Origin of the sequence: Rhodoplanes azumiensis, from assembly GCF_042682915.1 — a bacterium.
GTDB lineage: Bacteria > Pseudomonadota > Alphaproteobacteria > Rhizobiales > Xanthobacteraceae > Rhodoplanes > Rhodoplanes azumiensis.
In genome coordinates this window covers 1-22,855 of the sequence record NZ_JBHUIW010000009.1, presented here as the reverse complement: position 1 = coordinate 22,855, position 22,855 = coordinate 1, and the positions used below count along the sequence as shown (strand labels likewise).

At 69.7% G+C, this 22,855-nt stretch carries 18 protein-coding genes; 3 read left to right on the top strand and 15 right to left on the bottom strand.

Translation table 11 applies throughout. The annotated features are described in order from the left end of the window. Nucleotides 1-69: 69 nt before the first annotated feature. Nucleotides 70-1,236, bottom strand: a complete 1,167-nt coding sequence (locus ACFSOX_RS09700; protein WP_378477607.1) for a YcjF family protein — start codon at nucleotides 1,234-1,236, stop codon at nucleotides 70-72. Beyond that, nucleotides 1,233-2,705, bottom strand: a complete 1,473-nt coding sequence (locus ACFSOX_RS09695; protein ID WP_378477606.1) for a YcjX family GTP-binding protein — start codon at nucleotides 2,703-2,705, stop codon at nucleotides 1,233-1,235. The genes ACFSOX_RS09700 and ACFSOX_RS09695 overlap by 4 nt, the downstream gene beginning before the upstream one ends. A gap of 396 nt (nucleotides 2,706-3,101) precedes the next feature. On the opposite strand from ACFSOX_RS09695, the gene hemA reads away from it, so the two are divergent. Both hemA and ACFSOX_RS09685 read left to right on the top strand, forming a co-directional pair. Then, the gene (hemA, locus tag ACFSOX_RS09690) at nucleotides 3,102-4,334 is read left to right on the top strand and encodes a 5-aminolevulinate synthase (RefSeq protein ID WP_378477605.1); all 1,233 of its coding nucleotides are present in this window, start codon (nucleotides 3,102-3,104) and stop codon (nucleotides 4,332-4,334) included. Nucleotides 4,335-4,500: 166 nt separating this feature from the next. Beyond that, nucleotides 4,501-4,980, top strand: a complete 480-nt coding sequence (locus tag ACFSOX_RS09685; protein ID WP_378477604.1) for a RidA family protein — start codon at nucleotides 4,501-4,503, stop codon at nucleotides 4,978-4,980. A 194-nt stretch (nucleotides 4,981-5,174) separates the two neighbouring features. Here ACFSOX_RS09685 and ccoS read toward each other — a convergent pair whose 3' ends face one another. From ccoS to ACFSOX_RS09620, 13 genes are all read right to left on the bottom strand, one after another. Further along, a complete protein-coding gene (gene ccoS, locus ACFSOX_RS09680) occupies nucleotides 5,175-5,363 on the bottom strand; it encodes a cbb3-type cytochrome oxidase assembly protein CcoS (RefSeq protein ID WP_378477603.1) in 189 nt (62 codons plus the stop codon). A gap of 181 nt (nucleotides 5,364-5,544) precedes the next feature. Further along, entirely contained in the window at nucleotides 5,545-7,887 is a 2,343-nt protein-coding gene (locus tag ACFSOX_RS09675; RefSeq protein ID WP_378477602.1) for a heavy metal translocating P-type ATPase, read from the bottom strand. 243 nt (nucleotides 7,888-8,130) lie between these two features. Beyond that, the gene (locus ACFSOX_RS09670; protein ID WP_378477601.1) at nucleotides 8,131-8,661 is read right to left on the bottom strand and encodes a FixH family protein; all 531 of its coding nucleotides are present in this window, start codon (nucleotides 8,659-8,661) and stop codon (nucleotides 8,131-8,133) included. Between the two features lie 84 nt (nucleotides 8,662-8,745). Further along, a complete protein-coding gene (gene ccoG / locus ACFSOX_RS09665; protein ID WP_378477600.1) occupies nucleotides 8,746-10,194 on the bottom strand; it encodes a cytochrome c oxidase accessory protein CcoG in 1,449 nt (482 codons plus the stop codon). A 164-nt stretch (nucleotides 10,195-10,358) separates the two neighbouring features. After that, nucleotides 10,359-11,228, bottom strand: a complete 870-nt coding sequence (ccoP, locus tag ACFSOX_RS09660) for a cytochrome-c oxidase, cbb3-type subunit III (protein ID WP_378477599.1) — start codon at nucleotides 11,226-11,228, stop codon at nucleotides 10,359-10,361. Between the two features lie 6 nt (nucleotides 11,229-11,234). Further along, nucleotides 11,235-11,396 (bottom strand): cbb3-type cytochrome c oxidase subunit 3, encoded by a 162-nt coding sequence (locus ACFSOX_RS09655; RefSeq protein WP_111357481.1) that lies wholly within the window; start codon nucleotides 11,394-11,396, stop codon nucleotides 11,235-11,237. Nucleotides 11,397-11,406: 10 nt separating this feature from the next. Next, nucleotides 11,407-12,141 (bottom strand): cytochrome-c oxidase, cbb3-type subunit II, encoded by a 735-nt coding sequence (ccoO, locus tag ACFSOX_RS09650; RefSeq protein WP_378477598.1) that lies wholly within the window; start codon nucleotides 12,139-12,141, stop codon nucleotides 11,407-11,409. Nucleotides 12,142-12,154: 13 nt separating this feature from the next. Beyond that, a complete protein-coding gene (ccoN, locus tag ACFSOX_RS09645) occupies nucleotides 12,155-13,807 on the bottom strand; it encodes a cytochrome-c oxidase, cbb3-type subunit I (RefSeq protein ID WP_378477597.1) in 1,653 nt (550 codons plus the stop codon). A gap of 134 nt (nucleotides 13,808-13,941) precedes the next feature. Further along, nucleotides 13,942-15,060: an AbrB family transcriptional regulator gene (locus ACFSOX_RS09640; RefSeq protein WP_378477596.1), complete on the bottom strand. Its 1,119-nt coding sequence runs from the start codon at nucleotides 15,058-15,060 to the stop codon at nucleotides 13,942-13,944. Between the two features lie 316 nt (nucleotides 15,061-15,376). Next, the gene (locus tag ACFSOX_RS09635) at nucleotides 15,377-16,105 is read right to left on the bottom strand and encodes a Crp/Fnr family transcriptional regulator (protein ID WP_378477595.1); all 729 of its coding nucleotides are present in this window, start codon (nucleotides 16,103-16,105) and stop codon (nucleotides 15,377-15,379) included. Nucleotides 16,106-16,653: 548 nt separating this feature from the next. Further along, complete coding sequence (locus ACFSOX_RS09630) at nucleotides 16,654-17,016, bottom strand: response regulator (protein WP_378477594.1); 363 nt, start codon at nucleotides 17,014-17,016, stop codon at nucleotides 16,654-16,656. A 157-nt stretch (nucleotides 17,017-17,173) separates the two neighbouring features. Next, nucleotides 17,174-17,809 (bottom strand): response regulator transcription factor, encoded by a 636-nt coding sequence (locus ACFSOX_RS09625; protein ID WP_378477593.1) that lies wholly within the window; start codon nucleotides 17,807-17,809, stop codon nucleotides 17,174-17,176. Next, entirely contained in the window at nucleotides 17,781-19,022 is a 1,242-nt protein-coding gene (locus tag ACFSOX_RS09620) for a two-component system sensor histidine kinase NtrB (RefSeq protein WP_378477592.1), read from the bottom strand. Before ACFSOX_RS09620 ends, ACFSOX_RS09625 begins: the two co-directional genes overlap by 29 nt. Before the next feature lie 198 nt (nucleotides 19,023-19,220). Between ACFSOX_RS09620 and ACFSOX_RS09615 the strand changes: the two genes are divergently transcribed. Next, complete coding sequence (locus ACFSOX_RS09615; protein ID WP_378477591.1) at nucleotides 19,221-22,730, top strand: hybrid sensor histidine kinase/response regulator; 3,510 nt, start codon at nucleotides 19,221-19,223, stop codon at nucleotides 22,728-22,730. The last annotated feature ends 125 nt before the right edge of the window (nucleotides 22,731-22,855 follow it).

Sequence of the window (22,855 nt, the reverse complement as noted above, 5' to 3'; positions counted from 1 at the left end):
CGCGGGGGCGAGGCACGAGGCAGCGACCCGGCCGGGTGGCCGGGCTCGCTCGTGGGGCGAAGATGTGGATCAGTCCGCCGTCGCGGCCCGCGGCACGGCGCCGGTCGGCACCGCGTCGCCCTTCTCGGAGCCTTTCAGGAGCCCGCCGGCGAGATCCTGCAGGGTCGGGCGCTTGAGCGCCGAGAACGGCAGCGGCCGCGTCACGTCGATCGCGGCGAGGCCGAGCCGGGCGGTGAGCAGGCCGTTGAGCACGCCCTCGCCGAGCTTGGCCGACACCTTGGCGGCGAGCCCCTGGCCGATCATCTGCTGGACGACGCCGTCGCCGACCGACAGCCCGCCCGTGAGGGCCAGATGGGTGACCACATGGCGCATCAGCCGCACCATGCCGAGTGCGCCGGGCCGGCCGCCGTAGAGCAGCGCCAGCTTGCGCACCAGCCCGAGCGCCGTGACCAGCACGAACAGCATGTCGATGGCGGCGCGCGGGCTCACCGCGGTGACGACCGAGACGCGCTTGGCCGCATTGGTGACGAGCCGCGCGGCCTCCTCGTCGAGCGAGGCGAGCAGCTCGCGCTCGGCCAGATGGACCACGTCGCGGCCGTCGATGATCTCGGCGAGGTGGAACTGCACCCGCATGCGGGCGCTGGCCAGCGCCGGCATGCCGCGGGTGACGGCGAGCAGCTCGGTGACGGCGGCCTGGCCGGTGGCGCGGTCGTCGGTTTCGATCGCCGCCGTGGCGCGGTCGCGCGCCTGGTCGATCGCCTTGAGGCGCAGGAGGCCCGACGCCTCGCGCCCGGCCACCACCACGAAGGCGACGGCCGCGACCGCCGCCAGCACCAGGCCGAGCGTGCCGAGCCAGCCGGAGCGGCCGTAGAGATCGGCGACCAGGTCGATCACCGACAGCGCCATGCCGAGCACCACGAGACCGCCGGCCGAGCTCCAGAACAGCAGGCCCCACGGCACCTGGCGGCCCGCGACGGCGCCGCGCGGAAGATCCTGCTCGGCCACCACCGTGGTGGCGGCGGCCGCGACCGCGGCGGCCGGAACCGTCGCCGGCGTCTCGGCGATCGGCGGCACCACGACGCTCGCCACCGCGACCGGACGCCGCGGCGCCTCCCGCAGCGGCTCGCGCGCCATCGCCCGGCGCGGTGGCTCGACGGCCGGGGCCGGCCCGATCAGCACGTTGGGATCGTCGACACTGAACGCGGCGGGACGGCGGGATTCGGCGGGGCTGCTCATTGAAATCGATCTCCGATGAGAAACTGCAGCACGCGGTCCAGGCGGATATGGGGCAGAGTCGGCAGTCCGTCCACGGTACGCTCGATCCGCGGCGGCCGGAAGCGCAGGAAGCGGAATTCCGCGTCGTCGTGCGAGCCCGCCGTGAGGCCCTGATAGCCGGTGCGGCCGAGGTCGAACACCCGCTCGGGGTCGGACGGCAGGTCGCCCGGGAACAGCGCGATCTCGCGCTCGCCGTCGAACAGATGGCCGGCGGCGCGCTCGCCCGCCTGCGGCACGCCGACGATCGCCGGCAGCTCGTCGCCGTTGGAGCGCACCCGCGCCTCGCGGGTCGCCCTGACGGCGGCGAGCGCCACCACGTCGGTCTCGGCCCCGGCATAGAGGGCACGGCTCGCGGCGCGCTCGATCATCCGGTGGAGAATCGCCTCCAGCCGGTCGTGGCTGACCTGGTTGAGGTGGTCGGCCTTGGTGGCGCCGAACAGCACCTTGTCGACCCGCGGGCTGATCAGGCTGCTGAGCAGCGTCCGGCGGCCGACCTGGAAGCAATCGAGGATGGAGGCCAGCGCGAATTCGAGGTCGCGCACCGCCGCCGGCCCGGCGTTCAGGGCGGCGAGCACGTCGACCAGGACGATCTGCCGGTCGAGCCGCGCGAAATGATCGCGGAAGAACGGCTTCACGACGATGTCCTTGTAGGCGTCGTAGCGGCGCTTCATCATCGCCCACAGGGAGCCCTCGTGCGGCCCCGCCTCGGCCGGCAGCGCCAGCGGCGCGAAGGTGAGGGCCGGCGAGCCGGCGAGATCGCCCGGCAGCAGGAAGCGCCCGGGCGGCAGCAGGCTCAGCGCCCACCGCTCGTCGCGGCAGCTGCGTAAATAGTCGGTGAACAGCTGCGAGGCCGTGATGGCGGCCTGCTCGTCGGCCGGCGCGTCGGGATCGAGCGTCGCGTTGAAGGCGTGCCAGGAGGCGGCCAGCATGGCGCGCGGCCCGCTGTGCGACAGCGCCAAGCTCTCCTTGGCCCACTGCTCGTAGGTCTTGTCGAGCAGCGGCAGATCCAAGAGCCACTCGCCCGGATAGTCGACGATGTCGAGGGTGAGGGTCTTGGTCTGGCCGTCCTTGCCCCGGTACTCGATGACGACCCGCAACTCGCTGATCTGACGGGTCGATTCCGGCCACACCCGGTCCGTGACCAGGGCCCGGACGTGGCTCTCGTACTCGAAGCGCGGCACCGCGTCGTCGGGCTGCGGCGCCAGATAGGCGCGCAGCACCGTGTCGTCGGCGAGCGGCGTGAACACCGGGAAGCGGCCGCCGCGGGCGAGCCCGTGCACCAGCGCCGTGATGAACACGGTCTTGCCGGCGCGCGACAGGCCCGTGACCCCGATCCGCACCGTCGGGCGGACGAGATTCTCGCCGTAATCGGCCAGAGCGCGCGCCGCGAGACGCGCCCGCTCGACCAGATCCGAGACGAATGACGTCATGTTTGCAACGACTTGAGCAAAATCACAGGGCCCCGCCCGACACCGCTCTGCCGGCAGGGCACACCCATAGTCCGGGCGCGTCGCGGCCACAAGCGGCAACCGTCGGCGCAGCAACCGCGAGCGCCTGCGGCACGCGGCGCGTCACCGCGGAGTCACACGGACTTTCAAGATGATTGATCTCCGTCTAGGACAATTCCAAAACGACCCGGCGACAGTCGCCGTCCCGGCGCGCGACCGGTCCACCCCCACCCTGCCCCCGGAGGGAGCCGAAATCCATGCCCGTTCCCGATCCGTCCATTGACAATCGTCAAGGCAACGTGACAGCAGCCGTTGTCAACTCTACGCACCACATGTTACTCTCGCGGCGTTCCGACCGTGATCGGGGAGTTTAAGCTAATGGGATACAACACTTATTTTGCCGACGCCCTGAATCGCCTGCACCAGGAGCGTCGTTATCGGGTGTTCGCCCATCTCGAGCGGTTGGCCGGCCGCTACCCGCACGCCATCCACCACACACCCGACGGTCCGCGCGACGTCGTCGTGTGGTGCTCCAACGATTACCTCGGCATGGGCCAGCACCCGAAGGTGGTCGGCGCCCTGGTCGAGACGGCGACCCGCATGGGCACCGGCGCGGGCGGCACCCGCAACATCGCCGGCACCAACCATCCTCTGGTCCTGCTCGAGCAGGAGCTCGCGGACCTGCACGGCAAGGAGGCCGGCCTGGTCTTCACGTCGGGCTACGTCTCCAACGACGCCGGCATCTCGACGATCGCCAAGCTGCTGCCGAACTGCCTGATCCTGTCGGACGCGCTGAACCACAACTCGATGATCACCGGCGTGCGCAACGCCGGCACCGACAAGGCGGTGTGGCGCCACAACGACGTCGAGCATCTCGAAGACCTGCTCAAGAAGGCCGGCAAGGAGCGCTGCAAGCTGATCGTCTTCGAGGGCCTGTACTCGATGGATGGCGACGTCTCCCCGATCGGCAAGATCTGCGACCTCGCCGAGAAGTACAACGCGATGACCTATATCGACGAGGTCCACGCGGTCGGCATGTACGGCGCTCGCGGCGGCGGCCAGGCCGAGCAGCAGGGCGAGATGGCGCGCATCGACGTGATCGAGGCGACGCTCGCCAAGGCGTTCGGCTGCCTGGGCGGCTACATCACCGGCACCAAGGAGCTGGTCGACGCCGTGCGCTCCTTCGCGCCGGGCTTCATCTTCACCACGGCGCTGCCGCCCGGCATCTGCGCCGCCGCGACCGCCGCGATCAAGCACCTCAAGGAGTCGAGCTGGGAGCGCGAGCGCCAGCAGGAGCGCGCCGCCAAGCTGAAGGCCGACCTCTCGGCCGCCGGCCTGCCGGTGCTGCCGACCGACACCCACATCGTGCCCGTGATGGTCTGCGACGCCGAGAAGTGCAAGCAGGCCACCGACATCCTGCTCGAGGAGCACGGCATCTACATCCAGCCGATCAACTACCCGACCGTTCCGGTCGGCACCGAGCGGCTGCGCATCACCCCGTCGCCCTATCACGACGACGTCCTGATGCAGGCGCTCACCGAGGCCCTGATCGACGTATGGGATCGCCTCGAGCTCCCGCGCAAGCCGTACAGCGCCATCGCGGCCGAGTGATCCGGCCGGCTCGGCGCCGGACGCCGAGCCGTTTCGACCCGATTCGTTTCGATCTTTTACGTTTCGACCTGATACGTTTCGACCTGATACGTTTCGACCTGGACGACCTTGCGCGGGCCCTCGGCCCGCGCATTTTTGTTCCAGGGAGCGGAGGGATCTGTTCACGATGTCGATCGAATCCCGGCTGCAGGTGCTCGGGCTCGTGCTGCCGCCGCCGCCGGCGCTGCCGCCCGGCACCGTGCTGCCCTTCGCGCCGGTGCGCGTCGTCGGCCGCCGCGCCGTGATCTCGGGCCACGGACCGGTGCTGCCGGACGGCCGCCTGTGGGCGCAGCCCGGACGGGTCGGCGACGGCGTGTCGCTCGACGACGCCCGCGAGGCGGCGCGCCTCACCGGCCTGTCGATCCTCACGAGCCTGCAGCGCGAGCTGGGCAGCCTCGACCGCGTCACCGCCTGGGTGCGGGCCTTCGGCATGGTGTCGAGCGCGCCCGGCTTCCAGGCCATGCCGGCCGTGATCAACGGCTTCTCGGACCTGATCCTCGCCGTCTACGGCCCGGAGCGCGGCCAGCACGCCCGCTCGGCGATCGGCGTCGCCGCGCTGCCGTTCGGCATCGCGGTCGAGATCGAGGCCGAGGTGGAGATCGACTGATTCGACGCTGTCATTCCGGGGCGCGGACCATCAGGTCCGCCAATGCGGCATCGGTCGTCCCGGGGCGGCGCGCAAGCGCCGAGCCCGGGATCCATACGCCCAGTCCGTCGTGAGCCACCGGCACCGGGACCACGGATCCCGGGCTCGCGAAGCTGCGGTTCGCGCCCCGGGATGACAGGCGTCGAACGTGGCCCTCACCGCGGTGGCGGCTTGGACTCCGGGCGGCGCGGGGCGGGCGGCAGGGTGTCGTCGTCCTTGATGGCGCGCCAGGCGGCGCCGTCGAGGTCGTCGTACTGGCCGGACTTCAGCGACCACAAGAAGGCGGCGAGCCCGGAGAGCCCGAGCAGCAGCGCGAGCGGCACCAGATAGACCAGGACTTCCATGCCGCGTCTCCCGTCACTGCGCGATCGTCGCGGGCCCGGAGCGCATGTCCCCGAAGTCGCCCCACACGCCGCTCATGCCCGCGACGGCGGGCATCCCGAGCCATATGTTGCGCGGCCCCTGGATTCCCGCCTTCGCGGGGACGAGCGGACATCGGGGCCGATTCATCACCACAGCACCGCTCTAGCCCATCGTCTGCCGCACCGGCGCCCGTGCCGGCGCACGGCCGCCGATCGTCCCGACGACGTTCGACGGCGTTTTCGGATCCGGCCCGCCTCCGGGACGCGCCGCCTCGATGCGGTCGCCGACCACCGCCTCGCCGGCGTCCCCCTTCGCCCGCAGCGCGTTGAGGATCACCAGCACCGAGGAGCCCGACATGGCGAGCGCCGCGATCAGCGGGGTCGCATAGCCCATGATCGCGATCGGCACCGCGATGGCATTGTAGACCACGGCGAGCCACAGGTTCTCGTGCATGATCCGTCGCGCCCGGCGCGTCACGGCCAGCGCCGTCGCGACCGGCGCCAGGCGGTCGCCCAGGAACACGGCGTCGGCCGCCGCCTGGGTGAGATGGGCGGCCGTAACGGGCGACAGCGACACGTTCGCGGCGGCGAGCGCCGGCGCGTCGTTGATGCCGTCGCCGACCATCAGGACCGTGTGCCCGGCCGCGCGCAGCGCCTCGACATGGGCGATCTTGTCGGCCGGGGTCGCGCCGGCCCGCGCCGTGGCGACGCCGAGCTGGCGCGCCACATGGGTGACGGCCGCCTCGCGGTCGCCGGAGAGAATTTCGATCGCGTAGCCTTTTGCCCGGAGCGCTGCCAGCACCGCGGTCGCATCCTCGCGCAGCCGCTGGCGGACCGCGAAGACGGCGGTGCGGGTGCCGTGCCGGAAGGCGATCACCGAGGCCTCCGGATCGGCGGCGGCGATGCGGGCCGCCTCCGCCTCGACGCCGCACCAGGACGGCCGGCCGAGCCGCAGCGCGTCGCCGTCCAGCACGGCGCTCACCCCCTGCCCCGGCTCCTCGTGCGCGCCGTCGAGCGGCACGGTGGCGCCGGCGGCCTTGGCGATCGCCGCGGCGAGCGGATGGCGGCTGGTCAGCGCCAGGCGGCCGGCGAGCGCCAGCGTCTCCGGCGGAACCCGGCCGGCATCGGCGAGCTCGGGCTCGGGCAGGGTCAGCGTCCCGGTCTTGTCGAGCACGATGGTGTCGACGGCGGCGAGCCGCTCGATGGCGTCGCCGGACGACAAGAGCACGCCGCTGCGGAACAGCGCCCCCGAGGCGACCACCTGGACGGCCGGAATCGCGAGGCCGAGTGCGCACGGGCAGGTGATGATCAGCACCGCCACGGCCGTGACGATGGCGAAGTGCCAGCTCGCGCCGAGCAGCACCCAGCCGATCACGGTGAGGAGCGCGGTGAGATGGACGACCGGTGCGTAGAGTCGGGCCGCCCGCTCGGCCAGCCGCACATAGCGCGAGCGCGCCTCGACGGCGCGGTCGAGGAGCCGCGTCACCTCGTCGAGCAGGGTGCCGCGGTCGGCGGCGCCGACCCGCACGCGCAGCGTGCCGTTGACGTTCAGAGTTCCGGCATAGACGAGCGTGCCGCGCTCCGCCGTCACATGCGCGGTCTCGCCGGTGACGAGGCTCTGGTCGATCTCGGAGCGACCGTCCTCGACCTCGCCGTCGACCGCGATGCGCTCGCCCGGCCGCACCAACACGAGGTCGCCGGGCCTGATCGCCGCCACCGGCACCTCGCTGATCTCGCCGTCGCCGACGAACTTTGTCGCCGTCTCGGCCTTCAGGGCGGCGAGGTTCGCCGCGACCGCGCGGGTGCGGCGGCGCATGTTCTGGTCGAGCCAGCGACCGGCCAGCAGGAAGGTGAGCAGCATCACGGCCGAGTCGAAATAGGCGTGCTCGGCGTGATGCAGGGTCTCGAACACCGACAGGCCGAGCGCCAACAGCACGCCGAGCGTGATCGGCACGTCCATGTTGAGCCGGCCGGCCATCAGGGCGCGGGTCGCCGAGCGGAAGAACGGCTGGCCCGCATAGGCGACCGCCGGCAGCGCGATCAGGGCCGAGAGCCAATGGAAGAAGTCGCGCTGCTCGGGCGTGATGTCGGTGACGTTGCCGGACCACACAGAGACCGACAGCAGCATCACGTTCATGGCCGCGAAGGCGGCGACGCCGAGGCAGCGCAGCAGGAAGCGCGCCTCCTGTTGCTCTTCCGATTCCATCCGGTGGCGGTCGAACGGATAGGCCTTGTAGCCGAGCTCGGCGAGTCGGCCGACGATGGCGGCCGGCGCGAGGGGCTCGGCCCCCTCGGTCTCCTGCCACTCGACGGCGACGCGCCCGCTGGTGAGGTTGGCCCGCGCCTGCGTGACGCCGGGCAGCACGGCGAGCCCGCCCTCGATCTCGAACATGCAGGCCGCGCAGGTCATGCCTTCGACCGCGAGATCGAGCCGCACGCACCCGTCGTCGAGCTTTTCGACGAAATGGGTGAAGTCGGGCCGGGTGGGATCGGGGGGCTGGGTCATGGGGGTCTCGATCATCGCTGACTCTCGGCCCGAGGCTGTCCGTTGGAGCACTCGGCGCGGCCGCGGGCACCGGTACCCTCTCCCTGAGGGAGAGGGGACGGGCGCGAGCAGAGCTCGCGACCGGGGTGAGGGTTTACGGCGCCAATTACCAGCCTCGGCACCCCCTCACCCGCCGCGCTACGCGCGGCGACCTCTCCCCGCCGGGGAGAGGTGAAGCGGAGACCGTCGCAACTGCCGCGTTCCTTACGGCAGCACGACGCGGTTCTTCGAGAGGTAGACGCGGTCGCCGCCGCGGGCCGCCTCGATGACGAGATCCCACTGGCCGGCGGCGACGTCCTCGGCCTCGCCGCGGTAGATGCCGATGCCGCGCTCGGCGATCTCCAGGGTGCGGTCGTCGCGCCGGTCGGTCGGCCGGGCGAGGCGTGCCGTGACGACGAGCCCGCTCACCGGCCGGTCGGCGGCGTCGCGCGCCTCGATGCGGACGCTCGCCTTGTGACCGCCGTCGCGCTCGGCGACGCGCTCGACATGGGCGGCAACCTGCCAGCCGCGCGAGGCCTGCGCCTGCGCGGCGGCGATCTCCTTGTTGTAGGCGAGGCTCGCCCGGTAGGCGCTGTCGACCACGGTGCCGGGCAGCGTGTCGACGGCGAGCTTCATCATCACGCCGTTGACGCCGATCACCACGCCGAAGAAGGCGAGGATGTAGATCGCCACCCGCCGGCCGGTCAGCGGCCGGCCCCGGCTCGCGGTCTCGGTCTCCGCGGTCTCGGTCTGCATGCGCGACGCTCCCTGTCCTGTCACGGTCGCCCGGTCACGGTTCGCCCCCGCATGGTCCGTTCCGGACCATGCCCCCGTCCGACGTCACGGCCCGAAGAAGTGGTCGTTCGCGGTCGCGGTGTCGCCCGAGTCGACGTCGCGCGCCGTGAAGGTGATCGGGTTCGACGCGCCGATGCGGGCGCCCGGCGGCACCGTGACGAGCACGCGCACCTCACGGGTCTGGTCGGGACCGACCGCCACGATGGTGCGGCTCGCCGGCTCCTCGCCGATCACGTGCAGGGTCGGGATCGGCACGCCGGAGGCGGACAATTCGATTGTGCGCAGATCGGACCGCTTGTTGAGGAAGCGGATCGTGTAGGCGTTGCGGACCGAGCCGTCGGACAGGTTGACGAACAGGGGATTGCGGTCGTGCAGCACGTTGATGTCGATCAGCGTGCGGGTGGAGAGCGTGTAGAGCATCACGGCGCCGACCAGCGCGATGATGCCGGTGTAGATGACGGTGCGGGCGCGCACGAAGCGGTAGACCGGCGCCTCGCCGGCGATGCGCCGGCCGATATTGATGTCGTTGTCGTAGGCGATCAGGCCGGTCGGCCGGCCGATCTTCGACATGACGTTGTCGCAGGCGTCGATGCACAGGCCGCACTGGATGCAGCCGAGCTGCGCGCCGTGGCGGATGTCGACGCCGGTCGGGCAGACGGCGACGCATTGCAGGCAGTCGACGCAGTCGCCGGCCTTCTCGCCGATCGCGCGCAGCTCCGCCGCCTTCTTGATCGAGGTGCGCGGCTCGCCGCGGTCGTAGCGGTAGGTGACGTTGAGGGCCCACTCGTCGGTCAGCGCCGCCTGGATGCGCGGCCACGGGCACATGTAGATGCAGACCTGCTCGCGCATATGGCCGGCGAGCGTGTAGGTCGTGAAGGTGAGGATGCCGATCGCCGCATAGGCGACCATCGGGGCCTGGAAGGTGGCGAGATCCTTCACCAGCGTCGGGGCGTCGGCGAAGTAGAGCACCCAGGCGCCGCCCGTCCACCAGGCGATGACCAGCCAGATCGAGTGCTTGAGGGCGAGCTCGCCGACCCGGCGCGCCGTCAGCCCCTCCTTGTCCTTCTTCATGCGCTCGCGGCGGTCGCCCTCGATCCAGCGCTCGACCGCGTAAAACAGGTCGGTCCACACCGTCTGCGGGCAGGCGTAGCCGCACCAGACGCGGCCGGCGACGGCGTTCAGGAGGAACAGCACCATCGCGGCGATCACCAGGAGGCCGGTGAAGTAGTACACCTCCTGGGGCCACAGCTCGATGAAGAAGAAGTAGAAGCGCCGGTTCGGCAGGTCGACCAGCACGGCCTGGCTCGGCGAGTTCGGGCCACGGTCCCAGCGCACGAAGGGCAGCAGATAGTAGATGCCCAGGAACACCGCCATCAGCACCCATTTGACGGTGCGGAAGCGGCCGTGGACGCTCTGCGGATAGTTCTTCTTCGCCGCGGCGTAGAGCGGGGCGTCGGCGAGAGCGGCGACGGGCGGCTTGACGGGCATGTTCATGGGCGGGGGTACCCTGTGCTCCGATGGAGGATCCTGCGCGCTTGGAGGATGCTCCGAGGAATGGACCGCCCCGGCCCCGGGCCGGGACGATCCTGTCTTACGCCGCGGACGTGAACGCGGTGTTGATCATTCTCAATCTTGAATACGTTTACCCGCGCGCCCGGTCAGCGTCCACCGCCGAGCGTGTGGACGTAGACGGCGAGCGCCTTGATGGTCACCGGATCGAGGCGGTCGACCCAGGCCGGCATCACGCCGGCGCGGGCGTTGGTGATCGTCTCGACGATCGACGCCTCGTCGCCACCATAGAGCCAGATGCGGTCGGTGAGGTTGGGGGCACCGAGCTCCTGGTTCCCCTTGCCGTCCTCGTTGTGGCAGACCGCGCAGTTGTCGGCGAACAGCTGCTTGCCGGCCGCGAGGTCGACGCCGGGCCGGGTCGGCTGACCGGACAGCGAGCGGACGTAGTTCGCCACCTGGACGATCTCGTCCTTCTTCAGGGTGCCGTCCTTGCCGAAGGCCGGCATCTGGTTCTCGCGCGCCTGGGCGTGGCCGGAGCGGATGCCGTACTGGAGCGTCTGGTGAAGGGCTTCGAGCGAGCCCCCCCAGATCCAGTCGTCGTCGTTGAGGTTCGGGAACCCCTTCGAGCCGGTGGCGCCGGAGCCGTGGCAGGGCGCGCAGTTGTCGCCGAAGGCGGCCCGTCCCTGCGCCCGTGCGAAAGCGAGCAGGTTCGGATCCTTCTCGATGTCGGCGAGATCGGCCTTGGCCAGCGCCGCGGACTTCTCGCCGCGGAGCTGCTGGAGCGCCGCGAGATCGGCGCGGACATTGGCGCGCGACGAGTAGCCGATCACGCCCGCCGTGTAGGACGACACCAGCGGCCAGGCCGGATAGACGACCCAGTAGCCGACCGACCAGATCACGCAGGCGTAGAAGGTCCAAAGCCACCAACGCGGCAGCGGGTTGTTGAGCTCCTTGATGCCGTCCCACTCGTGACCCGTGGTCGCGATGCCGGTGACGGCGTCGATCTCTTGCTTCGCCATGGTCTCTCAGTCCTCCCGCAGAGGCATCTTGGCCGCGTGGTCGAAGGCCGCGCGATTGTGCGGCCACAGCGCGTAGGCGAGCACCGCCACGAACAGAAGGACGAAGAACGGCGTCCACCAGTTCGCGACGAGGTGGCCGATCAGGGACAGTCCGAATTCCGGTTTCATGGATCCCCTCTCAGCGCAGGTTCACTTTGTCGTCGTAGAGCTTGAGATCGACCAGCGTGCCCAGCATCTGCAGATAGGCGACGAGGGCGTCCATCTCGGTGACGCGCGACGGGTTGCCGTCGAAATCGCGCGCCGTGCTCTTCGGGTAGCGGCCCTGGAGATCGGCGACCGCCGGATCGTCGAGCGTCGCCTGGATCTTGAGATCCTTGGCGGCGTTCTTGATCTGATCGTCCGTGTAGGGCACGCCGACGAGCCGCAGCGTCTCCATCTGGGCGGCCACCGCCTTGGGGTCGAGCTCGGTCCGGGCCAGGAACGGATAGCCCGGCATGACCGACTGCGGCACCACGGCGCGCGGGTTCTTCAGATGGGCGACGTGCCACTCGTCCGAGTACTTGCCGCCCACCCGCGACAGATCCGGCCCGGTGCGCTTCGAGCCCCACTGGAACGGATGATCGTACATCGACTCGGCGGCGAGCGAGTAGTGCCCGTAGCGCTCCACCTCGTCGCGCAGCGGACGGATCTGCTGCGAGTGACAGGTGTAGCAGCCCTCGCGGACGTAGATGTCACGTCCGGCGAGCTCGAGCGGCGTGTAGGGCCGCATGCCCTCCACCTTCTCGATGGTGCTCTTCAGGTAGAAGAGCGGGGCGATCTCGACGAGGCCGCCGATCGACACCACGAGCAGGATGCCGATGAGAAGGAGGATCGAGTTCTTCTCGAGGATCGCGTGCTTGGCCATGAGCGACATGGTCGTTCCTCCCTCACTCGGCCGGCTGCATGGCGGGCTGCGCCACCGGCGCGGGCTCGCCCGACCGCACCGTCATCCACACGTTCCACGCCATGATCAGCGAGCCGACGACGAACAGGCCGCCGCCGAGCGCACGCGTCGCGTAGAACGGATGCATCGCCTCGACCGTCTCGATGAACGAGTATTCGAGGAAGCCGAGCGGCGTGTAGGCGCGCCACATCAGGCCTTGCAGGATGCCGGACACCCACATGGCGGAGACGTAGAGCACGATGCCGATGGTGGCGAGCCAGAAGTGCCAGTTCACGGCCTTGAGGCTGTAGAGCTGCTTCTTGTGCCACAGCCACGGCACCATGCAGTAGATGGCGCCGAACGAGACGAAGCCGACCCAGCCGAGCGCGCCCGAGTGGACGTGACCGACGGTCCAGTCGGTGTAGTGGCTGAGCGAGTTCACGGCCTTGATGGACATCATCGGCCCTTCGAAGGTCGACATGCCGTAGAAGGCGACCGAGACGACCATCATGCGCAGCACCGGATCGGTGCGGAGCTTGTCCCAGGCGCCGGACAGCGTCATCAGGCCGTTGATCATGCCGCCCCAGGACGGCATCCACAGCATGATCGAGAAGGTCATGCCGAGCGTCTGCGCCCAGTCGGGCAGCGACGTGTAGTGGAGATGGTGCGGGCCGGCCCAGATGTAGAGGAAGATCAGGGCCCAGAAGTGCACGATCGACAGCCGGTAGGAGTAGACCGGCCGCTCCGCCCGCTTCGGCACGTAGTAGTACATGATGCCGAGGAAGCCGGCGGTGAGGAAGAAGCCGACCGCGTTGTGGCCGTACCACCACTGGAACATCGCGTCCTGCACGCCCGACCAGACGATGTAGGACTTCGAGCCGAACACCGAGACCGGCAGCGTCGCGTTGTTGCCGAGATGCAGCACCGCGATGGTGACGATGAAGGCGAGATAGAACCAGTTGGCGACGTAGATGTGCGGCTCTTTGCGCTTGATGATCGTCACCAGGTAGACCAGCAGATAGACCACCCAGACGATCGTCAGCCACAGGTCCGCGTACCACTCGGGCTCGGCGTATTCCTTGCCCTGGGTGACGCCGAGCAGATAACCGGTGCCGGCGATGACGATGAAGAAGTTGTAACCGAGGATGACGAACCACGGCGCCATGTGGCCGGCGAGCCGGGTGCGGCAGGTCCGCTGCACCACGTAGAAGGAGCTCGCGAGCAGCACGTTGCCGCCGAAGGCGAAGATGACGGCCGAGGTGTGCAGCGGCCGCAGGCGCCCGAAGTTCAGGAACGGCAAGTCGAAGTTCAGCCACGGATAGGCGAGCTCGAGGGCGACGTAGAGGCCGACCGTGAAGCCGGCGACGCCCCAGAACACCGCTGCCGCCGTGGCGAACTTGATCGGTCCGTCGTTGTAGTTGACGCGGCCGTCGTCGGTCGCCTCGCCGGGCAGCACGGCCGGCCGGTTGAAATAGCCCCGGAAGATCAGGAACACGGCCGCGACACTCGCGGCCGCCGACAGGTAGGCGTGGAATGCGAAAGGCGCGTCCTGCGCCTTGGCTGCTCCGATCAGACAGAGCAGGGTCGTCACGGCGAAGACGAACGCGAGTCCGCCCTCCCCGAAAGTCATGGTCTTGCGAACCGTCGATTGAGCCATGGATGGGGCCTTGGGTTGCGGCGTTACAAGATCGGGCTGAATTGAAGAGCACCCAGGACTAGTCAGGATGCTCGCGCTGCACGCATTGATGAAAGTCAATCGGAGCCAGTGTCAGGCCCGCTTGATTGTCCAGTTTACTTGACAATGCTGTCGTCTCCCCCGTCCTGACGCAGTCTTCGGACGTATCGGATCACCACCGGCAGCATCAAGGACACGACGAAGAACCGGGCGATGTGGTGGGCGCCGACGAAGACCGGGTCGATATGCAAAGCGAGCGACAGCACCATCATGGCGTCGATGGCGCCGGGCGAGAACGCGACCGTGAGGTCGCCGAGCGGCAGATGCAGGGTCGGGACGAGGACGAGCACGAACACGGCCGTGACGGCGACCGCGACCGCGAAGGCGCCGAGCGCGGCGCCCAGATAATTCAGCAGCAGGCCCGACGAGGTGTTGGTGAAGCGCGAGCCCGAGATCGCGCCGAGCCCGAGCATGCCGCCGATCGTCGCCCAGGCCGGCAGCGTCACGGTGACGAGGCCGGTGCCGTGCAGCACCGCCGACACCGTCATGGCCCCGATCAGCAGGCCGCCCGGGAACCCGATCCGCATGAGGAGGAGCCCCGCCCCGAGCGCCGTCGCGACGAGGGCTGCGAGCTCGGCCGGGGCGGCGAACAGGCTCGACGGCGGCGCCGCCAGCCGGGTCGGCCCGCCGTGCCCGAGCACGGCGAGCGCCACCGGCACGCCGACCGTGAGAATGACCACCCGCAGCGACTGCACCACGGCGATGCCGCGGACGTCGCACTTCTCCTCGACCGCGTGGGCCAGCACCTGCGAGAGCGCGCCAGGCACCGCCGCGAACATCGCGGTCATCGACTCCCAGCCGTGCACCTTGCGCAGATAGAAGGTCGTCGCGACGGTGACGCAGGCCGACGCCGCGACGACGGCCGCGATGCTGATCGGCCAGGCCGCGATGCCGCGCAGCGAGGCCGGGCTGACGACGCTGCCGAGCGACAGGCCGACGATCACGAAGCAGGCCCGGGCGAGCGGGCGCGGCACGCCGACCGGGCGTCCGGCGATCGCGGCGACGGCGACCGCCACCATGGCGCCGGCCAGGAAGGCGGCCGGGATGCTCGCGAGATAGAACAGACCCGCACCGGCGGACGCGATGGCGAATGTCTCGGCGAGGTTGCGGAGATCGCGGAGCGAGAATTTGGGGCCCGAGGGCGGGCGCACGGAAGCGGGCGAACGCGTCTGCATGGGGGTCCTGCGTCTGCCGCTCTCTTAGAGCATTTCAGACGGCGTGCGAACTGTTCTTATGAGAATGTCGGATCATCGGCGCGTCGCGCCGCCACGTTGTGGCGACATCGAGGGCGCCGTCGCGCGGCGCGCGAACAGGCGCGCGCGAAAAAAAGCGCCGTACGGTTCGTACGGCGCTTTCAGTTGAAGAGGACCGTCCGGGGAGGAGATGGACGGTCGCTCCGAAACGATCACGGCGGAACGTTCAAGACGGAACGATCACGGCGCGGCGCGAGGCGTGCTCGACCTCCGAGACGCCGCCCCGCAGCGCGTCTCCTCAGTGCGCGCCGGTGAGCTGACAGATGCGACAGACGTCGTGCACCCGCACCTCTTCCTGCTTGTCGATCGCGATGATGCCGCGACGACGCAGCTCCGAGAAGGCGCGCGAGACGGTTTCCAGCGTGAGGCCGAGATAGTCGGCGATCTCCTGGCGGGTCATGCCGAGACGCACGACGGCGGAGTCGCCGCCGCAGCGCGGCCCCGAGCAGTTGAAGCCGCCGCGACCGGGCACGCAATGCATGACGAAGGTGGCGACCCGCTCCAGCGCCGACTTGCGGCCGAGCAGCACGGCATGCTCGTGCAGGGCGCAGAGCTGGGCGTGGACGTGGCCGCTGAGCCGGCGCAGCAGCTCCGGCGAATGCTCGACGGCGGCGCGCTCCCAGGCGATGATGTTGCAGGTGACCAACGTCTCGGCCGAGCAGTCGTAGACGGGCAGCGCCGAGAGGCCGAACACGTCGCCGGCGGAGAGCAGCTCGACCACCTGACGGCGACCGTCGGGCAGGAGCTTGTAGAGCATCACGGCGCCGTCGACGAGCTGATACATCCGGTCGGCACGGTCACCCTCGCGGAAGATGTGGGCGTGCTGTCCCACCCGCTGGCGCTGGCCCTGGGGCTCCTCGTCGCGGCGGCTGGCGGCCTGGACGGGTGCGGCGCGATGAGACGAGGGGAGTCGACAGGGCGACTCGACCGCGACGGAAATGGATCGCTGTGCGATGGCTGGCTTCATGGGGGTCCTCGCCGGACGAGCCGGGGGTTGAAACGCTCGGCAGCGCAATGGGACATTAGCGGAGCTGATCGCCGAGGCGTAATCTGGCATGAATGCTTACGGAGAAACCCTTATCGTCAAAAATCCTTATATTTCAGCATGTTGAACGGCACGAGAGGAGGCCCGAAACGGCTGTTTCGAGGGCCTCGGAGATGGTCGGGAAGGCGTCGATTTCTAGCGTGAGATTGTGATTGCACTGCACCCATTGACTGTCAAGCGCAGCTTACGCGTTGTCGCCGATCCGACGTCTCGAACTTTCGCCTTACGCATTTGTCCGGAGCCGTCCGGAGCGAGTCTCGCGACTTCTCCGATGCCGAACCGTCCATCCCGGAGAACCGCAGCGCAGCCGCAGCGCGTCGCCCGGCCGCGCCATGCCGCTCCCGGAGCATCCGCGCCCTGGCGTGGGCGCCGGGGCAGGCGTGCCCGGACAAGCGCGCCCGCCGCCCGACGCGTCGTCCGATCTGCACTCGCGGACCCGCCGGTTCGGCGACGGGGAGTCCCCTGCGCGATCAGGAGCGCAAGGTGGCGAGCTGCTGGGTGATGGCGCCGTGCGAGAGCGGCTTGCGGATGATGCTCATCGCGCCGACCCCTTCGAGCCCGCGGAGCTGAAGATCGATCGTGTTCTGCGACTGCCCCGACATGGCGACGATGCGGGGGGGCTCCTTCAAGCCGTTGAGCCAGCGGATCAGCTCGGCCCCGCTGATGCCGGGCAGGATCAGGTCGACGAAGACGATGTCCTGTCCGGCCGGCGGACCGGCGCGGAAGAAATCCTCCGCATCGGCATGGCACACGACCTCGAAGCCCAGATGCTCCAGCAGGATGGCGAGCGAGTCGCTCACCCCCGGATCATCTTCGACGACATGCACGGCCATGACAGAACCCAACAGCTCGCAGCCCACGAGCTGCCTCGCCTCCCAACATCGGAGCACCGCACCAAGGGCTCAATTCGTAATATAACGCTAAGCAATATTACTTAACGTCGATCCGTGGTGTCGGAGAATCTCGAAAAATTGCGGCGGGACGGGAGGTTCAGGCGTTGCGGGGCGACTCCGAGAGCACGATGCGGACCAGGTCCGCGGCGTTCTTGGCGCCGAGCTTCTCCATGATGCGGGCGCGATGCACCTCGATGGTGCGCGGGCTGATGCCGAGCTGACGCCCGGCCTCCTTGTTGGAGGCCCCCGCCGCGATGAGGTTGAGCACCTCGCGCTCGCGGGCGGTCAGGAGGTCGCTGCCGGGGAACTGGGTCAAGGTCTCGCCGAGGCCGACGCGCGACTGCCGGCGACTCGCCGCCTCGATGGCGTCCCGCACCCGGTTGACCACGGTCTCGGCGTCGAACGGCTTCTCGATGAAATCGAAGGCGCCGTTCTTGATCGCCTCGACCGCCATCGGGATGTCGCCCTGGCCGGAGATGATGAACACCGGCGCCGGGTAGTTCTTGGCGTTGAGCTCCTTGAGGATGTCGAGCCCGGACCGCCCCGGCATGTGGACGTCGAGAATGATGCAGGCCGGTGCCCGCGAGCGCACCGCCGCCAGAAACGAGTGCCCGTCGGCGAAGGTGGTGACGTGATAGCCTTCCAGGGTCAGGACGACCGAGAGGGCATCGCGGACCGCGGGATCGTCGTCGATGATGTGGATCTCACCAGCCGCGGTGGCGTTCTGACCCATGTTGTCCGTCCTTGGTTGCTGTCGCGCCCGAGCTCCCCTCGTCCGGCAACGGCAGGAGCAAGGTGAAGCAGGCCCCCCGCCCCCGACCGCCCGGATCGACGATGAGATCGCCGCCGTGGGTCTGAGCGATAGATTTGGAAATGGCAAGGCCGAGTCCGAGCCCTTGGCTCTTGGAGGACGAAAAAGCCTTGAACAATTCGGAAATGGCGGCCGGCGGAATGCCGGGGCCGCTGTCGAGCACGCTGAGCGCGACGCCGTCCGGTCGCAGGCCGGTCGACACCCGCACCACCTGGACGTCGCAACCCTTGATCGCCTCGATCGCGTTGCGCACCAGGTTGACCACGACCTGCTGGATCTGCACCGGGTCGACCATCACCAGCGGCAGCCGCGGGGCGAACTCGCGGACGATGCGGGTGCCGGGCGCGCTGCCCAGCACGGTCAGCTCCAGGGCGTCCTCGATCAGCGGGTTGAGCTCGACGCTCTTGCGCACCGGGTCGCGCTTCTCGATGAACTGGCGCATGCGCTGGATGATGCTGCCGGCCCGCTCGGCCTCGCGCACCGCCTTCTCGAGAATCGCCATCACGCTGGTCGGGATCGCGTTGGCGGCCCCCTGCTTGGCGCAGGAGCGCTCCACCGCCTGGAGATAGAGCATCACCGCGGTGAGCGGCTGGTTGAGCTCGTGGGCGAGCGCCGCGCCCATCTCGTCGACCGCCGAGACGCGCGCCATCCGCACCAGATTGGCCTGGAGCTGGGCGAGCCGCTGCTCGCTCTCGTTGCGGGCCCGCAGGTCGCGCATGATGCCGATGAACTGGCGCCCCACCGACGTCACCGCCTCGCCGACCGACAGGTGGATCGGAATCACGGTGCCGTCGCGGTGCTGCGCCGGAACCTCGCGGCCGATGCCGATGATCTTGCGCCGGCCGCTCGCGATGTAGTTGCCGATGTAGCCGTCGTGCGCCCGCGAGTGATCGCTCGGCATGATGGTCGAGACGTTGCGGCCGAGCATCTCGACCGCCGTGTAGCCGAACAGGCGCTCGCACGCCTTGTTGTAGGTGAGCACGATGCCGCGCTCGTCGATGATGATGATGCCGTCCGCCGCCGTGTCGAGGACGCTCGCGAGCTGAGCGTCGGAAATCGCCGGAACGGTGCGCTGGCCGTTGCTCGCGCTTCCGCTCGGCGGCGCCTCGGCACGGTCGAAGGGCTTCATCGACATGCAGCCGGTCCTTGGTCCCCGGGTGGCGAAAGTCGTAAGTATTTGTCCCATAAGTACGGCACCACCGCACGGCAATGCAACGACAATTGCGGGGTCCGTGGACGGGGCGTCTCCGCCGGCGCCGCGATGGACAAGCCCGGGACCATTGTGTGACGCTTCGGTCGGCCCGGGCCGCCACGCCCGACCGCAGGAGGCGCCATGCCACACGGCTGGGTCGCAGTCGCCGTCGCGCTCGGTTACATCGGGATGCTGTTCCTGGTGGCGAGCTGGGGCGACCGCGGCCGCGCCCGCGAGCGCCGGAGCCGGTCGCGGCTGATCTATCCGCTGTCGTTGGCGATCTACTGCACGTCCTGGACCTTTTTCGGCTCGGTCGGGCTCGCCTCGCGGTCCGGATTCGACTTCCTCGCCATCTATGTGGGGCCGATCCTGGTGATCGGGCTCGCCTCGCCGCTGGTGACCCGGATCGTCCGGCTCGCCAAGGGCCAGAACATCACCTCGATCGCCGACTTCATCGCCGCCCGCCACGGCAAGAACCAGGCGGTCGCCGCCATCGTGGCGGTCATCGCCATCGCCGGGACGATCCCCTACATCGCCCTGCAGCTCAAGGCGGTATCATCGTCGCTCGGCACCATCCTGGCCGAGGTCGCCCCGGAGAGCTGGAGCGCCCATGTCCTGCTCGGCGACATCGCCCTCGTCGTGGCGATGTCGATGGCGCTGTTCGCCATCCTGTTCGGCACCCGCCACATCGACGCGACCGAGCACCAGGACGGGCTGATTCTCGCGGTGGCCACCGAATCGGTGGTCAAGCTCGTCGCCTTCCTGGCGGTCGGCGTGTTCGTGACCTACGGCATGTTCGGCGGCCCGGCGACGCTGTTCATGCGGGCGCTCGAGCGGCCCGAGGTCGCCCGCGTGCTCACCGGGGAGCAGAGCTTCTCGACCTTCGCGACGATGACGTTGCTCGCCGCCTTCGCGATCCTGCTGCTGCCGCGCCAGTTCCACGTCGCCGTGGTGGAGAGCAACTCCGAGGCCGAGGTGCGGCGCGCCGCCTGGCTGTTCCCGATCTACCTGGTGCTGATCAACCTGTTCGTCGTCCCGATCGCGCTCGCCGGCCTCCTCACCTTCCCGCCCGGCACGGTCGACGGCGACATGTACGTGCTGGCGCTGCCGCTCGCCGCCGGCTCGCAGACGCTCGCGCTCGTCGCCTTCGTCGGCGGACTGTCGGCCGCCACCGCCATGGTGATCGTCGAATCGGTGGCGCTCGCCATCATGGTGTCGAACGACCTGTTCGTGCCGCTGGTGCTGCGCCGGGGCGGATCGCTCGGCTCGGCGAACGCCGGCGCGCTGCTCTTGCGGGTGCGCCGCTTCGCCATCTTCGCCATCCTGCTGCTCGCCTATCTGTACCACCGCTCCGCCGGGCTGGCGCAGCTCGCCTCGATCGGACTGCTGTCCTTCGCGGCGATCAGCCAGCTCGCGCCGGCCTTCTTCGGCGGCCTGTTCTGGCGGCGGGCGACGGCGCGCGGCGCGGTCGCCGGCATGCTGGTGGGCTTCGCGGCGTGGACCTGGACGCTGCTGCTGCCGAGCTTCGTCGCCGCCGGCATGATCGGGAACGACATCCTGACCCACGGGCCGTTCGGCCTCGCGCTCCTGCGGCCGGAGGCGCTGTTCGGTCTCGGCCTGCCGCCGCTCGTCCACGGCGTCGTCGTCAGCCTCGTCCTCAACGTGCTCACCTACGTGGCGGTGTCGCTGCGCCATGCGCCTTCGGCGATCGAGCGGCTGCAGGCCGACATCTTCGTCCCCTCGCGGCTGACCCCGACGACGCCGAGCTTCCGGCTGTGGCGCTCGGCCGTGACGGTGGGCGAGCTCACCACCACGGTCGCCCGCTACATCGGCGAGGAGCGCACCCGCACGGCCTTCGAGACCTTCGCGGCGTCGCGACGGATGCCGCTCGATCCCAAGCAGGAGGCGGACTTCCAGCTCCTCCAGCACGCCGAGTTCCTGCTCGCCTCGGCGATCGGCGCCGCCTCGTCGCGGCTCGTGCTGTCGCTCCTGCTGCGCAAGCGGCTGATGTCGACCAAGGCGGCCCTCAAGCTGCTCGACGACGCCAACGCGGCGATCCACTACAATCGCGAGATCCTGCAGACCGCGCTCGACCACGTCCGCCAGGGCATCGCGGTGTTCTCCAAGGAGATGGCGCTGGTCTGCTGGAACCGGCAGTTCGGCGAGATCCTGGATCTTCCCCCGGCGCTGGTGCGGGTCGGCACGACGCTCGACGACGTGCTGCGCTTCAACGCCGCCAAGGGCGCCTTCGGGCCCGGCGAGGTCGACATGCTGGTGAGTGAGCGGGTCGGCCGCTACGCCACCTGCGCCGAGCCGTTCCTGGAGCGCTTCCCGGCCCGCGGCCTGATCATCGAGGTGCGGGTGGCGCAGATGCCGGGCGGCGGCGTCGTGGTGACGCTGACCGACATCACCCCGAGCGTCGAGGCGGCCGAGGCGCTGGCCCGCGCCAACGACGAGCTCGAGCACCGGGTGCGCGAGCGCACCGCCGAGCTCGAGCGCCTCAACGCCGCGCTCGCCGACGCCAAGGCGGCGGCCGAGAACGCCAACCTGTCGAAGACCCGCTTCCTGGCCGCGGCGAGCCACGACATCCTGCAGCCGCTCAATGCGGCGCGCCTCTACGTGACCAGCCTGGTCGAGCGCCAGCCGACCGGCGAGGAGGCGCGGCTCGCCGGCCATGTCGACGCCTCGCTCGAAGCCGTGGAGGAGATCCTTGGCGCGCTGCTCGACATCTCGCGGCTCGACACCGGCGTGCTCAAGACCGAGATCACCACCTTCGCGGTCGACGACCTGTTCCGCCAGCTCGAGGTGGAGTTCGCGCCCCTCGCCCGCGAGAAGTCGCTCGACCTGCGCTTCGTCCACAGCCGCCTGGTGGTGCGCTCCGACCGCCGGCTGCTGCGCCGGCTGGTACGCAACCTCGTCTCCAACGCGATCAAGTACACGGAGCACGGCCGCGTGCTGGTCGGCTGCCGGCGCCGCGGCAAGGACGTGCGCATCGACGTCTACGACACCGGCATCGGCATCGCCTCGGCGAGCCAGCGCGCCATCTTCGAGGAGTTCCACCGGCTGGAGCGCGGCGCCATGGTGGCGCGCGGCCTCGGGCTCGGCCTCTCGATCGTCGAGCGCATCGCCCGCGTGCTCGACCACGAGGTCGCGCTGCGCTCGGAGGTCGGCCGCGGCTCGCAGTTCTCGGTGACGCTGCCGCGCGCCGCCGTGGCGATGCCGGAGCCCGCGGAAACGCAGGCCGTGCGGGCGCATGGTCACCTCACCGGGTCGATCGCGCTGTGCATCGACAACGAGCCGGCGATCCTCGACGGCATGGAGACGCTGCTGACCGGCTGGGGCTGCACCGTGCTGAAGGCGCCGGATCTCGACCGCGCCATCGCCGCGATCGAGCGCAGCGGCCGACGGCCGACCGTGCTGCTGGTCGACTACCACCTCGACAGCGGCAACGGCATCGACACCATCGTGGCGTTGCGCCGGCGGTACGGCGAATCGCTGCCCGCCATGCTGATCACCGCCGACCGCACCCGCGAGGTGCGCGAGACCGCCCGGACGCTCGACATCCGCATCCTCAACAAGCCGGTCCGCCCCGCCCCCCTGCGCGCCCAGCTCGCCCAATGGCAGGCGCTGCGGGTGGCAGCGGCGGAGTGATCAGGCAGAGTCGATGGCGCGGCGAGGGCGCAGCTAGGCGCGGCGTGCCTCGCCCCTCTCCCCGCTGCGCCGCTACGGCATGCACACATTTCGGGTGGGCAAGAGCTTGTCTCGGAGGATCCAGC

Bases quoted from the DNA above. Each gene is read 5' to 3' on its own strand.
- ACFSOX_RS09700 (WP_378477607.1), bottom strand. From the start codon at position 1,236: ATGAGCAGCCCCGCCGAATCCCGCCGTCCCGCCGCGTTCAGTGTCGAC.
- ACFSOX_RS09695 (WP_378477606.1), bottom strand. From the start codon at position 2,705: ATGACGTCATTCGTCTCGGATCTGGTCGAGCGGGCGCGTCTCGCGGCG.
- hemA (WP_378477605.1), top strand. From the start codon at position 3,102: ATGGGATACAACACTTATTTTGCCGACGCCCTGAATCGCCTGCACCAG.
- ACFSOX_RS09685 (WP_378477604.1), top strand. From the start codon at position 4,501: ATGTCGATCGAATCCCGGCTGCAGGTGCTCGGGCTCGTGCTGCCGCCG.
- ccoS (WP_378477603.1), bottom strand. From the start codon at position 5,363: ATGGAAGTCCTGGTCTATCTGGTGCCGCTCGCGCTGCTGCTCGGGCTC.
- ACFSOX_RS09675 (WP_378477602.1), bottom strand. From the start codon at position 7,887: ATGACCCAGCCCCCCGATCCCACCCGGCCCGACTTCACCCATTTCGTC.
- ACFSOX_RS09670 (WP_378477601.1), bottom strand. From the start codon at position 8,661: ATGCAGACCGAGACCGCGGAGACCGAGACCGCGAGCCGGGGCCGGCCG.
- ccoG (WP_378477600.1), bottom strand. From the start codon at position 10,194: ATGAACATGCCCGTCAAGCCGCCCGTCGCCGCTCTCGCCGACGCCCCG.
- ccoP (WP_378477599.1), bottom strand. From the start codon at position 11,228: ATGGCGAAGCAAGAGATCGACGCCGTCACCGGCATCGCGACCACGGGT.
- ACFSOX_RS09655 (WP_111357481.1), bottom strand. From the start codon at position 11,396: ATGAAACCGGAATTCGGACTGTCCCTGATCGGCCACCTCGTCGCGAAC.
- ccoO (WP_378477598.1), bottom strand. From the start codon at position 12,141: ATGTCGCTCATGGCCAAGCACGCGATCCTCGAGAAGAACTCGATCCTC.
- ccoN (WP_378477597.1), bottom strand. From the start codon at position 13,807: ATGGCTCAATCGACGGTTCGCAAGACCATGACTTTCGGGGAGGGCGGA.
- ACFSOX_RS09640 (WP_378477596.1), bottom strand. From the start codon at position 15,060: ATGCAGACGCGTTCGCCCGCTTCCGTGCGCCCGCCCTCGGGCCCCAAA.
- ACFSOX_RS09635 (WP_378477595.1), bottom strand. From the start codon at position 16,105: ATGAAGCCAGCCATCGCACAGCGATCCATTTCCGTCGCGGTCGAGTCG.
- ACFSOX_RS09630 (WP_378477594.1), bottom strand. From the start codon at position 17,016: ATGGCCGTGCATGTCGTCGAAGATGATCCGGGGGTGAGCGACTCGCTC.
- ACFSOX_RS09625 (WP_378477593.1), bottom strand. From the start codon at position 17,809: ATGGGTCAGAACGCCACCGCGGCTGGTGAGATCCACATCATCGACGAC.
- ACFSOX_RS09620 (WP_378477592.1), bottom strand. From the start codon at position 19,022: ATGTCGATGAAGCCCTTCGACCGTGCCGAGGCGCCGCCGAGCGGAAGC.
- ACFSOX_RS09615 (WP_378477591.1), top strand. From the start codon at position 19,221: ATGCCACACGGCTGGGTCGCAGTCGCCGTCGCGCTCGGTTACATCGGG.